Annotated in this window: 17 protein-coding genes and 1 riboswitch; of the genes, 9 read left to right on the forward strand and 8 right to left on the reverse strand. The window is 37.5% G+C overall.

Annotated features, from left to right (window positions below):
* Positions 1-81: 81 nt before the first annotated feature.
* Together rlmB and EGI26_RS05110 are read right to left on the reverse strand one after the other, a co-directional pair.
* Positions 82-891: a 23S rRNA (guanosine(2251)-2'-O)-methyltransferase RlmB gene (rlmB, locus tag EGI26_RS05105; RefSeq protein WP_255049057.1), complete on the reverse strand. Its 810-nt coding sequence runs from the start codon at positions 889-891 to the stop codon at positions 82-84.
* The gene (locus EGI26_RS05110; RefSeq protein WP_255076803.1) at positions 864-2141 is read right to left on the reverse strand and encodes a GWxTD domain-containing protein; all 1278 of its coding nucleotides are present in this window, start codon (positions 2139-2141) and stop codon (positions 864-866) included. The genes rlmB and EGI26_RS05110 overlap by 28 nt, the downstream gene beginning before the upstream one ends.
* A 70-nt stretch (positions 2142-2211) precedes the next feature.
* On the opposite strand from EGI26_RS05110, the gene EGI26_RS05115 reads away from it, so the two are divergent.
* The 3 genes from EGI26_RS05115 (at position 2212) to EGI26_RS05125 (ending at position 3617) form a co-directional block, all read left to right on the forward strand.
* A complete protein-coding gene (locus tag EGI26_RS05115) occupies positions 2212-2580 on the forward strand; it encodes a group III truncated hemoglobin (RefSeq protein ID WP_255076804.1) in 369 nt (122 codons plus the stop codon).
* Between the two features lie 187 nt (positions 2581-2767).
* Positions 2768-3274 carry an MOSC domain-containing protein gene (locus EGI26_RS05120; RefSeq protein ID WP_255076805.1) on the forward strand — a complete coding sequence of 169 codons (507 nt, stop codon included), beginning with the start codon at positions 2768-2770 and terminating at the stop codon, positions 3272-3274.
* Positions 3264-3617, forward strand: a complete 354-nt coding sequence (locus tag EGI26_RS05125; protein ID WP_255076806.1) for a hypothetical protein — start codon at positions 3264-3266, stop codon at positions 3615-3617. Before EGI26_RS05120 ends, EGI26_RS05125 begins: the two co-directional genes overlap by 11 nt.
* A 1-nt stretch (position 3618) precedes the next feature.
* Here the strand turns inward: EGI26_RS05125 and EGI26_RS05130 are convergent, their stop codons facing one another.
* Both EGI26_RS05130 and EGI26_RS05135 read right to left on the reverse strand, forming a co-directional pair.
* Positions 3619-3912, reverse strand: a complete 294-nt coding sequence (locus EGI26_RS05130; RefSeq protein ID WP_255076807.1) for a type II toxin-antitoxin system RelE/ParE family toxin — start codon at positions 3910-3912, stop codon at positions 3619-3621.
* On the reverse strand, positions 3902-4114 hold the full coding sequence (locus EGI26_RS05135; RefSeq protein ID WP_255076808.1) for a hypothetical protein: 213 nt from the start codon (positions 4112-4114) through the stop codon (positions 3902-3904). Before EGI26_RS05135 ends, EGI26_RS05130 begins: the two co-directional genes overlap by 11 nt.
* Positions 4115-4222: 108 nt before the next feature.
* Between EGI26_RS05135 and EGI26_RS05140 the strand changes: the two genes are divergently transcribed.
* The 5 genes from EGI26_RS05140 (at position 4223) to EGI26_RS05160 (ending at position 8383) form a co-directional block, all read left to right on the forward strand.
* Positions 4223-4489 (forward strand): TIGR03643 family protein, encoded by a 267-nt coding sequence (locus tag EGI26_RS05140; RefSeq protein WP_255076809.1) that lies wholly within the window; start codon positions 4223-4225, stop codon positions 4487-4489.
* A 267-nt stretch (positions 4490-4756) separates the two neighbouring features.
* Complete coding sequence (locus EGI26_RS05145) at positions 4757-6394, forward strand: ABC-F family ATP-binding cassette domain-containing protein (protein ID WP_255076810.1); 1638 nt, start codon at positions 4757-4759, stop codon at positions 6392-6394.
* Positions 6395-6472: 78 nt separating this feature from the next.
* Entirely contained in the window at positions 6473-6760 is a 288-nt protein-coding gene (locus EGI26_RS05150; protein WP_255076811.1) for a rhodanese-like domain-containing protein, read from the forward strand.
* 70 nt (positions 6761-6830) lie between these two features.
* Complete coding sequence (locus EGI26_RS05155) at positions 6831-7433, forward strand: class I SAM-dependent methyltransferase (RefSeq protein WP_255076812.1); 603 nt, start codon at positions 6831-6833, stop codon at positions 7431-7433.
* Positions 7434-7501: 68 nt separating this feature from the next.
* Complete coding sequence (locus tag EGI26_RS05160) at positions 7502-8383, forward strand: cupin-like domain-containing protein (RefSeq protein WP_255076813.1); 882 nt, start codon at positions 7502-7504, stop codon at positions 8381-8383.
* Positions 8384-8515: 132 nt separating this feature from the next.
* Here EGI26_RS05160 and metX read toward each other — a convergent pair whose 3' ends face one another.
* Together metX and EGI26_RS05170 are read right to left on the reverse strand one after the other, a co-directional pair.
* Entirely contained in the window at positions 8516-9535 is a 1020-nt protein-coding gene (gene metX, locus EGI26_RS05165; protein WP_255076814.1) for a homoserine O-acetyltransferase, read from the reverse strand.
* A 66-nt stretch (positions 9536-9601) separates the two neighbouring features.
* On the reverse strand, positions 9602-10894 hold the full coding sequence (locus EGI26_RS05170; RefSeq protein ID WP_255076815.1) for an O-acetylhomoserine aminocarboxypropyltransferase/cysteine synthase family protein: 1293 nt from the start codon (positions 10892-10894) through the stop codon (positions 9602-9604).
* A gap of 109 nt (positions 10895-11003) precedes the next feature.
* Positions 11004-11122: riboswitch (SAM riboswitch) on the reverse strand.
* Positions 11123-11280: 158 nt separating this feature from the next.
* Here EGI26_RS05170 and EGI26_RS05175 point away from each other — a divergent pair.
* Positions 11281-12447 carry a hypothetical protein gene (locus EGI26_RS05175; protein WP_255076816.1) on the forward strand — a complete coding sequence of 389 codons (1167 nt, stop codon included), beginning with the start codon at positions 11281-11283 and terminating at the stop codon, positions 12445-12447.
* Between the two features lie 2 nt (positions 12448-12449).
* Here EGI26_RS05175 and EGI26_RS05180 read toward each other — a convergent pair whose 3' ends face one another.
* On the reverse strand, positions 12450-13652 hold the full coding sequence (locus EGI26_RS05180; protein WP_255076817.1) for a hypothetical protein: 1203 nt from the start codon (positions 13650-13652) through the stop codon (positions 12450-12452).
* A gap of 5 nt (positions 13653-13657) precedes the next feature.
* On the reverse strand, positions 13658-14860 hold the full coding sequence (locus tag EGI26_RS05185) for a hypothetical protein (protein WP_255076818.1): 1203 nt from the start codon (positions 14858-14860) through the stop codon (positions 13658-13660).
* Between the last annotated feature and the right edge of the window lie 44 nt (positions 14861-14904).

Raw genomic sequence — 14904 nt, forward strand, 5'->3', positions numbered from 1 at the left:
ATATCACAAAATTTTCGATGCTGAACATAAAAAAACCGACATAAGAAAAATTCTCATGTCGGTAATTTAAATATCTGTATTTTAAACGAATTCTCTCTGACGAACGGCCTCAAAAAGTATAATTCCTGTAGCCACCGAAACGTTCAGCGATTCCACTCGGCCTTTCAAAGGTATTTTTACTCTGGCATCTGCTTCTTGCAATAAATTCTCAGAGATACCGTCTTCTTCTGAGCCCATAACTATTACCGTAGGAATCGTATAATCAGCCTGATAAACATAATCCTTGGATTTTTCTGTACAAGCCACCACCTGAAAACCTGAGTTTTTAAGATATTTAATGGCATTCCAAAGGTCGTTTTCGCGGCAAACTGGTACAAAATTTAAAGCTCCCGAAGAAGTCTTCATCGCATCACCATTGATTTGGGCAGCACCTCTAGTAGGTACAACTACGCCATGCACACCACTACATTCTGCCGAACGACAGATAGCTCCGAAGTTCCTTACGTCTGTTATTCTGTCCAATAGCAAAATCAAAGGCACTTCGCCAGACTCAAAGGCCGCCGTAACTACATTAGAAAGCACTGCGAAATTCACCGAAGAAACAAAAGCTATGGCTCCTTGGTGATTCTTCATCGTTACTCGGTTGAGCTTTTCCAAAGGAACCCTTTGAATAGGCACACCACGCTGTTTGGCCAGAATTTCTATTTCTTCAAAGTGCTTTAACTCTTTCTGAAGCAACAACTTATCTATTTCTTTGTCAGACTTGAGGGTTTCAAGGACTGACTGCATTCCAAAAACAAAATCCTCTTTATTGGGCCTGTTTACGGGTTTAAAAAATTTGCGAGGGGCTTCCCCATCTCGACTTACTCCACTACGTTTCCTGTTCTCCATGCTTCAACAAAAGGGTACCAAAACGAACTATACTCTGGGTACCTCACCAACTCAAAGTTTTGATCGGTAAAGGCGTTCGTTTTTCTATAAAATGTAAAAATAATTTCTGAATTGTTTGAGTTTTGGGCATACAACCACACCTCTCTTTGGCGGTTTCGCTGCACCCTAGATGGCGGCCCCATAATCACGAACACCATGCCTTTGTCGGTTTTCCAGCCTTCTTTATAGGTCGAAAACAGCTTATTGGCATCAGCCACACGCTTGTAATAAGTTTTGACCAACTGCTTTGCCAAGGCTTGATTTCCTTTGGCCACATTTAAAAAATACAAATCCAAAGCCTCTTTGGCGTTTTCATTGTTCTTAAGTTCTTCTATTTCCTTCGGTGTACTCATATACACCAACGATTCTTTCAGACTTTGAGGCTCTGTATCTCTCGGAAAACGCTCGCCTACCACCAAAAACCCATAACCATCTTGATGACTATCAGAGTTTTGTGTAAGAACATATACACCTTTTTGCTTCAGCGAAACTGGCTCGCCGGGCACTATTTCTATCACTTCTTCAGAAGCAAATTCGCTCATGGGGTCTCTTTTGCTGGCCGACATCGGTGACAAAGCGGGCAAACTGAGGTTAGAATATCTTTTGAGAAATAGTTTCTCTTGGCTGGGATTTATGGCCTTCACGACAAACTCAGCTCCTTCATAGATATAAGGTATAAACTTCGGAAAAACATCGTCTTTTTTGTCATAAACCAAATATCGGGTATCGACTTTCTTTGCAAAAAAATCAATCGGTAAATCAAAAGTGTATTTTGTTGCAGCTTCAATATCAATAAAGTCCAGTACCATCACGGCTGACTCCACGTTTTTGAGTTTAGGTATATCAAACGTCAACTGATAGTTTTTATCAACTTTCTTAAAAACCTCATCGGAAAACTCCAATTTACCTGATTTGAGTTTTTCCTTGGTGCCATATTCTGGCAAAATAGACCATTGAATCCTGAAAACCTTATTGAGTTTTTCAAAAGTAATATCCTCAGCCACGTTGGCGAGTTCTACCACCATAAACACACGGGCATTTGTGGAATCTATAAAATTGTACTTGCCGTTGATAGACGAAACCACTGGCTTAGATTCCCTGTCCTTGGCTCTATCTAAAACCGCCGATTCTTTGGAAACAGGCTTTTTTTGTTGAACTTTGCAAGCAATCGAAGTAAGAAGAATAAAGAGAATATATAAGGAAAATCTCATCTAAAAACTAAGGTTTATAAGACATTAACGCAAGCTGGGCATCAAATGTTGATGCAATATACTAAATTTTATGAAAGATATAGAAAACCGTGAGGATGTGGTGAAACTGGTGGACACTTTTTACGACAACGTACTGAAAGACGAAAAACTGGCACCTGTTTTTGGCCCATCAGCCGAGCATTGGGAGCAGCATATTGTTCGGGTGTATAATTTCTGGGAAAACTGGCTGTTCCAAACTGGCTCCTACACGGGCGGTATGATGTGGGTACACATGGAACGTCACGCCACGCATCCACTCACCACCGAGCTTTTTGAGCGTTGGTTGGCCTACTGGATCACCTGCACCGATGCCCTTTTTGCCGGTAAAAACGCCGACTTCGTAAAATCAAAAGCCCTAGAAATTGGTCAGATTTTAAATGCTAAGTTGAATAATGGTTGAGTTGAAATTAGGAGATCGGATTATATTGTTTACAAAATTTTAAACTTATAAATGGCACGCAGATGACACGGATGCAAGCAGCACAGATTTACACAGATTTGATTAAAATCCGTGCAAATCCGTGTTATTTCCAATATCCGTGTCATCCGTGTCCCATTAAACGCACCAAAAATAAAATAACCTCATCATGATAACAGCCGAAGAAAAACCGTTCTTGAGTCTTTTTGAAAACTTTAGCCAAGTGGGTGAAGTAATGTGGATTGGTCTCAGACCAGCTTCAAGAAAACCTATTATCGAAATAACTGAAGTAAATGTAACAGAAACTGGCCTAGAAGGCGACCGAGCTACCAAAAACAGCCCAACCAACAAACGACAAGTTACACTTATTCAATACGAACACTTGGCTGCCGCAGCTTCATTTTTGGGAAAAGAAAACATTGACCCCAACCTTACCCGAAGAAATATTGTGGTAAAAGGCATGAATCTCAATGCCCTAAAAGGACGAAAATTCAGCGTCGGCACTGCCATTTTGGAAATGACGGGCTTCTGTTACCCATGCAGCAGAATGGAAGAAAATCTTGGTTTAGGCGGTTTCAATGCCATGCGTGGCCATGGCGGCATCACTTGCCGAGTTATAGAAACAGGAAAAATAAAGATTGGCGATAACATAAAAGTCTTGGAAAATGAAGCTTGAAAACAGAAAACAAAAAGTAGCTACTTTGAGTCATTTTGCTAAAAGAATGGGCAAATACGGCTTTTTTGCCATTATGCTGATCTCATTTTCTATGGGAATCGGAACGCTTGGCTATCATTATTTCGATCATATTTCGTGGCTGGACAGCTTCTACATGGCCTCCATGATACTTACTGGCATGGGACCAGTGTCAGACATGACCAACGATGCGGCCAAATGGTTTTCTTCTTTTTATGCTTTGTATAGCGGAGTGGCATTTTTGAGTATTACAGCCGTTTTTTTTGCTCCCATCATTCATCGACTGCTTCACATTTTGCATGTGGAAGATGATGAAAATGAGTGAATTATGGCCAATTGGAAGGATTTTTAGAAGTATTGAAAACAGACAAAACTTTAACCGCTCGTTTTTCTTCTAAAACTTCATAAAATATTAAAAATGGGAATTTTCTTAATGGATAAGCTCTATAATTTTTTGTCCTTATTTGAAAGAAAGGATTAATCTCTATGATATCAAGAGCATTTTGCAAGTCCAAATAAAACTTTTCAGCAATGCGATCAGAAACATTTTCAGAATAGTATTTGTGTGCTTCAAGAATATGATTTTCAGCTGTGGGAGTAAAATATATTTCAAATAGCATTTTTAAGTTTCTTATTGAGCTGTTCTCTGGATATGCAAAACTTCAAATCGAGTGCACTTCCTTGATCTAAAATCTTCATTTTGGCATCATCTAACTCAAAGTCAACGTTTTCCACTAACATATCTGTAGATGGAAATTGATGCAAATAATCCATCAGTGATTCAAGTTCAGTATCAGGTATCGTGACGGTTATTGTTTTCATATTAATCTCATTTTCAACAAAAATATCAAATTTTAAGAATATTTCAAGAAAGTAAACCTAAAAAAAACTTCTCAACAAACAAATTGAAGTTTTATAGGTTTCAAAATTATGGAACCAGAAATACAAGACAGAATCATTCAAATGGCATGGGAGGACCGAACGCCTTTCGAAGCCATAGAAACCCAATTTGGACTAAAAGAAAAAGACGTAATCGCATTTATGCGAACCAACATGAAGCGTAAAAGCTTCGAAATGTGGCGAAAACGTATGAAAGGTCGCACTACTAAACACCTGAAACTGCGAGAAACCGAAATGTCTAGATTCAAATGCACACTTCAAAGAAGCATAACGCACAATAAAATCTCAAAACGCTAATTTTAGCTTTTTACAAAAAAATGGGGGAACAAGTCCCCCACAATCGATTCTATTCAAAGTTTAGGTTAATATACAATCTCAGAAATCAAAATCAACTCTTCGAAAACATTCAATACGTTATGACGCATATTTCGGTTGCAGGAGGTTTATCTTTCTAATTCATTTGGAAAACCGAAATCAATCAAAAAAGTTTTATGAGGTTGAAATCCACGCCAGATTCGTAATTTTAGCTACCTTTGCGGCTTTATTTTTAACAAATCAAAAAGCATGATTTCTGTAGATAGCGTAGCGGTAGAATTTAGTGGCACAACTCTCTTTTCTGATATTACATTTAACATCAATGAAAAAGATAGAATAGCCCTTATGGGAAAAAACGGAGCGGGAAAATCTACACTTTTGAAGATAATTGCAGGTGTAGACAAACCTACCAGAGGCAAAATTTCAGCTCCAAGTGATGCCGTAATTGCCTATTTGCCGCAACATTTGCTTACAGAAGACAACTCCACCGTTTTTGAAGAAACAGCCAAGGCTTTTGATACGGTTCTGAAAATGAAAGCCGAAATAGACGAGCTAAATCATCAACTGGAAACCAGAACAGATTATGAATCAGATGCTTACATGGACATCATCACCCAAGTATCTGACCTCAGTGAAAAATATTATTCGATAGAAGAAATAAACTACGATGCAGAAATAGAAAAAATCCTGAAAGGATTGGGCTTCGAAAGAGAAGACTTCACTCGACCAACAAGCGAGTTTAGCGGTGGCTGGAGAATGAGAATAGAATTGGCCAAAATCTTGCTTAAAAATCCGGATTTGATACTTTTAGATGAGCCTACCAACCATTTGGACATCGAATCGGTGCAGTGGTTAGAGGATTTCCTGATCAATAGTTCCAAAGCCGTAATCGTGATTTCGCATGATAGAGCTTTTGTGGACAACATCACCAACCGCACCATCGAAGTTACTATGGGCCGTATTTACGACTACAAAGTAAATTATACACACTACCTGCAACTCCGCAAGGAACGCATGGAACAGCAACAGAAGCAGTTTAACGACCAAGCTAAAATGATTGCTGAAACGCAAGAGTTCATCGATAGATTTAAAGGTACGTATTCGAAGACACTTCAAGTGCAGTCGCGGGTGAAAATGTTGGAAAAAGTGGAGATTGTGGAAGTGGACGAAGTGGACAACTCGGCCATCAGTATAAAGTTTCCTGCCGCACCTCGGTCTGGCAACTACCCAGTTATTGCCGATCAAGTAAGCAAAAGTTATGGTGACCATTTGGTTTTTAAAGAGGCCAATATCACCATCGAAAGAGGCCAAAAAGTGGCTTTTGTAGGAAAAAACGGAGAAGGAAAATCTACCATGGTGAAAGCCATCATGGGCGAAATAGACTTTGAAGGAGACCTTAAAGTAGGTCACAATGGCTTCATTGGATATTTTGCACAAAATCAAGCTTCGCTTTTGGATGAAGAATTGTCGATTTTCGATACGGTTGAACAAATTGCTGTGGGAGATATCCGTACCAAGATCAAAGACCTTTTGGGAGCGTTTTTGTTTAGAGGAGACGATTTGAACAAAAAAGTAAAAATGCTTTCTGGAGGCGAAAAAACCAGATTGGCTATGATTAAACTTTTGCTCCAACCTGTCAACCTTTTGATATTAGATGAGCCAACCAACCATTTAGATTTACGCACAAAAGATATTCTAAAAGACGCTTTGAAAGCCTTTGAAGGCACAATTATTCTGATTTCGCACGACAGAGATTTCTTGGACAGTTTGGCTGAAAAAGTGTTTGAATTTGGCAATAAGCGTGTCAGAGAGCATTTTGAAGACATAAATGGCTTCTTGAAAAACAAAAAACTAGAGAACCTCAGAGAAATAGAAAGGAAGAATTAATCAGGAGTGTAACATACATCACCTTTTCATTATTTGTTTAAGCTGAACTTTGTATCAGAAATTAAAACAAATAAAGATATGAACTTAGAAGAATTAATCAAAAACAACGAAGGTACGATTGTTGATGTAAGAACTCCGGGTGAGTTTATGGGTGGTAAAGTGGCTGGCTCAATAAATATTCCACTAAATGAGATTCCTTCAAAATTAGCAGAAATAAAAGCACTAAAAATGCCGCTGATTCTATGTTGTGCATCAGGCAACAGAAGTGGCCAAGCAACAGCTTATTTGAAAGCACAAGGCGTTGACTGTCACAATGGTGGCTCGTGGTTAGACGTAAATTATTACCAAGCTCAAACGGTGTGTTAAAATTTAGATAAATAGCTTTTTAAGCACAAAATGCTCTAGTTTTAGGGCATTTTGTTTTTATTTTATGCCTATGAAAGAATTTTGGAACGAACGTTACTCTGAAAAAGAATATGTTTATGGCGAAAGACCAAACGAATATTTAAAGGAACAACTCCTAAAACTTTCGCCCGGAAAAATCCTTTTGCCCTGTGAAGGAGAAGGAAGAAATGCCATTTTCGCTGCCTTAAGCCACTGGAAGACCTTTGCCTGTGATTTTAGTGAATCTGGTAAAGCAAAAGCTGAGAGTTTAGCCGCAAAAAATGGGGTAAGTTTTCAATATGATGTTTGTGATATTTTAGAATATCAAGCACCTGAGGAGAGTTTCGATGTAATCGCACTAATTTTTGCCCATTTCCCAGAAAATATCAGAAAAACCATACACCAAAAGTTACTAGCCCTAGTAAAACCTGGTGGAGTAATAATCTTAGAAGGATTCAATAAAAAACAATTGGGAAAATCTTCGGGTGGGCCAAAGTCTTATGAAATGCTTTTTGAGAAAGAAATCTTGATAAAAGATTTTGAAAAATGTGAGATAGAAGAGTTAGAAGAAAAAACTGTATTTTTATCAGAGGGTCATTTTCATGATGGAGAGGCAGAACTTATAAGAGGTGTTTTTAGAAAGAAATTTCAATAATATTCACAATTTGTGGAACACATTGGCGTTGGTTTTTTGTTATAAATTCATCCAAAATTCTAATAAAAATGGTAGCTAAAAAATCAATTTCGTTAGATTTAAATAACCACATTGATGTGGTTGAAAACATCTCCAGAGAGGACTTTCAGAAATACTACATGATTCCTCAGCGTCCAGTAATCATCAAACATCTTTATGGAAAAAACGCCAAAGTTTATGATTGGACCTTCGATTATTTTTCGAAAGAACTCGGTCACATCGATGTGGGCGTTTTTGATGACGAATCGGAGCAAAGAAAAGATGATAGGTCTTACAAAAAAGCTCCCAAAACCATGAAATTTGGTAATTATTTGGAACTCATACAAGAGAGACCAACCACCAAAAGGCTCTTTCTTTTCAATGTTTTTAAGCACAAAAAAGAGCTTCACGAACATTTCAAATTCCCTAATATTGCCGATAAGGTATTGACTTTTTTGCCTTTAGCATTTTTTGGTGGTCAAGGAGCTATAACTCGTATACACAGAGACATGGACAATAGCTGCGTTTTCCTTACAGAACTCGCTGGCTATAAAAGAGTTGTCCTTTTTGACCCGAAATATTCTCAAAAATTATATCAATATCCTTTTTCAACGCATACTTCTATTGATGTTAACCATCCGGATTTTATAAAATATCCAGCCCTTAAGGATGTAAAAGGCATAGATTGCACCATTGGGCCTGGAGATACCATTTTTATGCCTGCCGGATGGTGGCACCACATTGAGTACAATACAGCAGGCTTGGGATTTGCTATTCGTTCATTGAGTCCACATTTGAGCGACAGATTATTAGGCTTTTGGCAAGTGGGTATCATGACGCACATCGACGAATTCTTAAATAAATTTTTAGGAGAAAAATGGTTTGCTTGGAAAACCAGAAATGCTGAAAAGAGAGCGGAGAGGGGGTTGTAATCTCCTAGGAAATATTGAACACGGATTAACACAGATAAGTCACGGATTTTTTTATTTTAAATTAGGAACAGAAAATAAATCCGTCCGGGCCGCCGGTGCGGTCTAATCATTAAAATCCGTGTTCCATAATATTCAAATATCTTTCTCCCAATCCACAATCGCATTGGTCATGGCTTCAAATTCTATCAAAAAACCATCGTGTCCATACGTGGAATCAATTTCCACATACTTAGCTCTTGGAATATACTGAGCGATTTTCTCTTGCTCAACAGGTGGGAATAAAATATCAGAAGTAATACCAATCACCAAAGTTTTGGCCAAAACGGTTTCTAAGGCTTTTTGAACTCCACCTCTATTTCTACCCACGTCGTGCGAGTCGAACATTTTCGAAAGTGTCCAATAAGAATAGGCGTTGAATCGCTTCAAAAGCTTCTCTCCTTGATAATTTTGGTAAGTATTGGCTCTAAAAAAATCTACCTGACCGGCATCTCGTGATTGTGTACGGTTGTAAGTTTCATAATTTCTGTAAGAAAGCAAGGCAATCGCTCGGGCGACCTTCATCCCTTCCATACCCGCATCAGGTGTGCTAGATTCCCAAGTTGGGTCGTTAGAAATCGCCATCCTTTGGCTCTCGTTGAAGGCAATTCCCCAAGGAGAATGAAGAGCATTGGTAGAAAATAGTATTTGTTTTTGAATAACTTCAGGCTCTATTACCGACCATTCCAAGGCTTGTTGCCCACCCAATGAACCGCCGAGAAGATATGCTATTGAATTAATTTCGAGGTGCTTACGTAGTAATATCAAAGAATTGACTACATCTCGAATGCTGATAAACGGAAAATCATGAAAGAACTGTTGTCCAGAAAGTGGATTGACACTCAAAGCATTGGTAGAACCATAATGTGATCCGAGCACGTTGACACAAATTACAAAATAGTCTTTCGGATTAAAAAGTCGCTTCTCCCCTATCAGTCCGCTCCACCAATCCGACGGATTGGCATTGCCCGTAAACGCATGACAAACCCACACCACATTTGACTTATCCTCGTTTAACTCTCCATAAGTGGTGTAGGCAAGCTCAACTTCTGGCAACCATTCTCCACTTTCTAAATGAAAAGGAGCTTCAAACTTAAACAAATGATTTTTGACCATTTTTAGCAAAAATTCAATACAAATATTATAAAATGAATCCCCAAATACTGGGGATTCTACTTAAATTCAACAACTTAGAGCCGCAACAATATCACCTTTGATATCTTCAATGTGCTCAATTCCTAACGAAATTCTTAATAAATTCGGATCAACTCCAGCGGTCAACTGCTCCGCCTCAGACAACTGTGAGTGCGTAGTAGATGCTGGATGAATGATTAAAGTTTTGGAGTCACCCACATTAGCCAAATGTGAAATAAGTTTCAAGCTATTCACAAACTTCTCTGCTCTGTCTCTTCCGCCTTTTAGTTTGAATGACAACACGCCACCAAATCCTCTGCTAAGATATTTTTTGGCCAATTCGTGCGAAGGATGGCTTTCCAATCCAGGATAAGTTACAGATTCAACCTCCTCGTGTGCATCCAGCCATTTTGCCAAAGCCAAGGCGTTTTCACAAGTTCTTTCTACTCTTAAAGTAAGGGTTTCCAAACCTTGAAGCAATAAAAATGAATTGAATGGAGACTGCGAAGGCCCCCAGTCTCTCAGACCTTCTACCCTACAACGAATAATAAACTGGATATTTCCGAAAGGTCCGTCGATACCAAAAACATCATTCATGACCAAACCACCATAACTTGGTGATGGTGAAGTAAACTGTGGATATTTGCCATTTCCCCAGTTAAAAGTACCGCCATCCACAATTACACCGCCCATGGTAGTACCGTGGCCTCCTATCCATTTGGTGGCAGATTCTACTATGACATGTGCTCCATACTTGAGTGGCTGACAAATAGCACCACCCGCTCCAAAAGTATTATCCACAAAAATCGGCAAGTCATACTTTTTAGCCAAAGCCACAAAACCTTCAAAATCTGGCACATTTAAGCCTGGATTTCCAATGGTTTCAAGATAAAGCAATTTGGTTTTTTCATCTATTAAAGCTTCAAAACTCGCCAAATCATTGCCTTTTGCAAAACGAGCCTCTACACCAATATTTTTGAAAGAATTCTTGAATTGATTGAAAGTGCCACCGTACAAAAATGAGCTAGAAACGAAATTATCGCCCACCTTAGTGACATTATTGATGGCAATAAACTGTGCTGCGTGCCCCGAACTGATAGCCAAAGCCGCTACTCCACCTTCCAAAGCCGCCAAACGTTTTTCAAAAACATCATTGGTGGGATTCATGATTCGGCTGTAAATATTACCGAATTCCTTCAATGCAAAAAGGTTGGCCCCGTGTTCGGAGTTTTTAAATTGGTAAGCCGTAGTTTGGTAAATAGGCACTGCTCTCGATTGAGTGGTAGGGTCAATCTCTTGTCCTGCATGTAGCTGCAGCGTTTCAAATCTTAAATCAGACATGTTTGTAAAAAGTTTAAAAAAATTAAACAAAGCATTGCTCGTAAGCAATTCCAGCTCCGATTTTCGGAGATAGCGTAAAACCAACAGGAATTTGAAAAATCGCTTGATTGGTTTATAAGTCCTAAAGGCCACTTTGAGCCGCTTAGGTAGGTATTGGCACCTTTTCGATAGTATCGCAGGTTGCCCGAGTTTCAAAGAGCCTATTCTCTCCACTCGTCTTTATAAATCAATCACCCAGCTACTGCAACAGTGAAGAATGAATTGATGATGCAAAACTATGAAAGTTTTTTAAATAACAAAAAAGTTTTTTGCGTGTTAAAGAGAATAAGCCTTTGGAACTTTTTCAAGACTGTTTTCGTATTTATCCGTAACCAAACGATTTCTGGATGCTCGACATATTCAAAAGAAAGTCAAAAAACACCGCATTTACTTTTACACATCACCAAACACTTTCTAAAATACAAGAAAGTTGGGATTCACTTTTACCTATCCATCACCACCTTTTAAGCGAAAACCTTCATTTTCTCGAACAAAACACCAACATTCAGGGCCATTATATACAGGTTTTTAAAAATGGTAATTTTTCGGGCAATATATATTTACAAAAAGTAAAAGTTCCGATCAATAACATTGGATACTCACTCAAGAATTTTCAAAAATTAGAATGTGTCATTAATTCAATAAAAAGTGTTAGTTGTGGGTTGGATTTCTTGGTTTGTGGCAACATTTACAGGCCAAACCAGGAGGGTTATTATTTCAGCGATGGCTTGACCAAAGAAACGGTTTTTGAAGAATTCATAAGTTACATCGAAGATCTAGAAAAAGAAATAGGTTTTGCGGGCATACTTATCAAAGAGTGCAATTCTCCTTTGGTAAGGGAGGGGAAATTTACTCCAATCAAACAAGATGTGTCGATGGAGATGACCATCAATTCCAATTGGCTTACTATTGGCGATTATGTGGAAGATTTGGACAAAAAATACAGAAAACGTTTCTTGAAAATCCAAGAATCGGGAGCGGAATTGCAGAAAAGAGAGCTAAGTTCAAATGAGCTATTGATGTTTCAAAACAAAATGTTTGAGCTTTATAATCAAGTATATAGCACACAAGAATTTAAATTGACCGATATTTCTGACACTTATTTTATAAACCTCAAGAATGTTTTGGGCGAGAAACTTAAAATTTATGGTTTCTTTAGAAATGACGAACTGTTGGCGTTTACCACACATATTTATAATGAAAAACAGCAGATGGAGATTCATTATATCGGCTTAAATTATGATTTTAACAAAAAGTATAATTTATACTTCAATATTCTACAATTTGGCTTAGAAAAAGCGATTATTGACAAACAAGAATCTTTGGAATTGGGCAGAACTGCACACGTAGCTAAGGCGAGTTTGGGTGCAAAACCAACACCAAATTATAATTACGTTTATTTCAAAAAGCACATTTACAGTTGGAGTTTTCAGCTGTTTTTGAGGAAAATGTACAACAACATTGAGTCTGAATGGCAAACCCGAAGCCCGTTTGCGGCTGGGGTAGAAGTGTAAATTTATTCCTTAATAATATTGGCTTTTTCGATAATTTGTTTGGCAATATCACAACTTGGAACGGTGGTTTCTTCCATTTGGGCATCCGAACTCATTGAAAAGTAACTGTTTTTCAATATTTTATATTTTGCTTTTTCAAATATCAGATTACTATCCCCATACTGTAATTCTTCAACTGTCCGTTGACTTTCAGCATCCAAATTCTGCCCTGTCCTTTTGTAATAAAACAAGGAGTACGTTTTTTCTTTTAAGTCGAGCGAGCAGTTTTCAATATTCTCAATATTGATTTTAGTAAATAGTAATTTATTGTCTGATTTATAGCCAAAAAGAAGTTTCAAAGCCAAGTCACGATGTATTTTACCTTGACTTACTGACTCCAGAATTTTATAATCAAATTCTTTTTTCTTTTCATCCGAAATAGCCGAAAAAGGCTTGTAATCATTAAAATAATCTCTGTCCGATGGAAAGTTCATTCGAAACTTGTATTTATCAATGTAACGAGCATAGTAGTTTCTCAAAAAACCTGAGCTCTCTACAAACATAGTTTCCTCACTCACAAAACCATTTTCGATAACGAAATCTACCAAAGCTCTTTGGGCTTTAGTAAATAACTCATTACTAACAATACCACTAATCGTATCCTTCAACGTGGTTTCTTCTTGTGTTAATTCATTTTCGAGTTTATTATTTCGTAAATCTCTCGTAATTAGAATTCCTTGTTTACCTCTTTGATCAACATAAAAAGCCAATGTATTGGCTTTGAGAGAATCATAAGCATCATCAAAAAATTGCATTTTTCCCAACAAAGCTGCCGAAACTTGTTCCTGCTGCATACTTTGAATTTGCTCATAGGAGAATTTGTAATTACTCCACTGGCTTTTAATGTTGTCAAGCATAAAAACCTCTTTTTCCTCTAAAGAGCTTACAGTAATTCCCTTCCTCGCCAATTTCAAAAGCAAAGGCTTAGCACCTTCAAAGTCATTCACAAGAAATTTACAGGCCACGGCATTAAAAATATCTCTAGCCAATGGTGTTTTTACTGCCGAAAATGCAGTTTGATATTCTGTAAAAGCAGTTTGATAATCATCCTTGGTGATGGCCATTTCGGCCCGATTAATGACTGGATAATATTCCTTTCTAAAATCTAGTTGGGCGAAAACTTGGTTTGTTATAAATAATGTGCAGACAATAATGAGGTTTTTCATAGGATTTAGTCTTGGATTATGGTGGCCTTTTCAATAATTTGTTTGGCAATATCACAATTGGGCACAGTTGTTTCTTCCATTTGAGCATCCGAACTCATTGAAAAGTAACTGTTTTTCAGTATTTTATATTTTGCTTTCTCAAATATCAGATTACTATCTCCATACTGTAATTCCTCTAGTGTGCGTTGACTTTCGTCGTCCAAAGTTTGCCCAGTCTTTTTGTAATAAAACAAGGAGTACGTTTTTTCTTTTAAGTCGAGTGAGCAGTTTTCAATATTCTCGATATTGATTTTAGTAAAAAGCAATTTATTATTGGCTCGATATCCAAAAAGATACTTTAAAGCAAGGTCACGATGTATTTTACCTTGACTTACTGACTCTAGAATTTTATAGTCAAATTCTTTTTTCTTTTCATCCGAAATAGCCGAAAAAGGTTTTACTTCCGTTGAATAACCCCCTCCATAACGAAAATCCATTCGAAATCTATACTTTTCAATATTCCAAGCGAATGAATTCCTCAAAAAATCGGAGTCCTCTACAAACATACCTTCTTCAGCAACAAACCCCTCAGAAATTACATATTCCACTAAGGTTTTCTGAGCTTTAATAAATAATTCATTGCTTACCCCAGCCATTAATAGATAATTTGCATCTAATTCTTTTTTAGTCAAAGCTTTGTTTGTTCTCGAAGAATTCAAATCCTTTGACAATATTTGCTGGCCTTTCCCATCTTCACCCAGGAAAAAAGTCACGGAATTTACGTTTAAAGTATCATATACACTATTATACAAAGTTAATTTATCGGACAGTCCAACAATAATTTTCTCTTGCTGCATGCTTTGAATTTGCTCATAAAGAAACTTAAAACTATTCCATTGACTTCTTATATTATCCATCAAAAACACTTCCTTTTTCTCCAATGTGATGGTAGAAATTCCCTTCCTCGCCAATTTCAAAAGCAAAGGTTTAGCTCCTTCAAAGTCATTCAGAAGAAATTTGCAGGCCACGGCATTAAAAATATCTCTAGCCAATGGTGTTTTTACTGCCGAAAATGCAGTTTGATATTCTGTAAAAGCAGTTTGATAATCATCCTTGGTGATGGCCATTTCGGCCCGATTAATGACTGGATAATATTCCTTTCTAAAATCTAGTTGGGCGAAAACTTGGTTTGTTATAAATAATGTGCAGACAATAATGAGGTTTTTCATAGGATTTAGTCTTGGATTATGGTGGCCTTTTCAATAATTTGTTT

This window comes from Lacihabitans sp. CCS-44, from assembly GCF_024343735.1.
In the GTDB taxonomy this organism is placed as follows: Bacteria; Bacteroidota; Bacteroidia; order Cytophagales; family Spirosomataceae; genus Leadbetterella.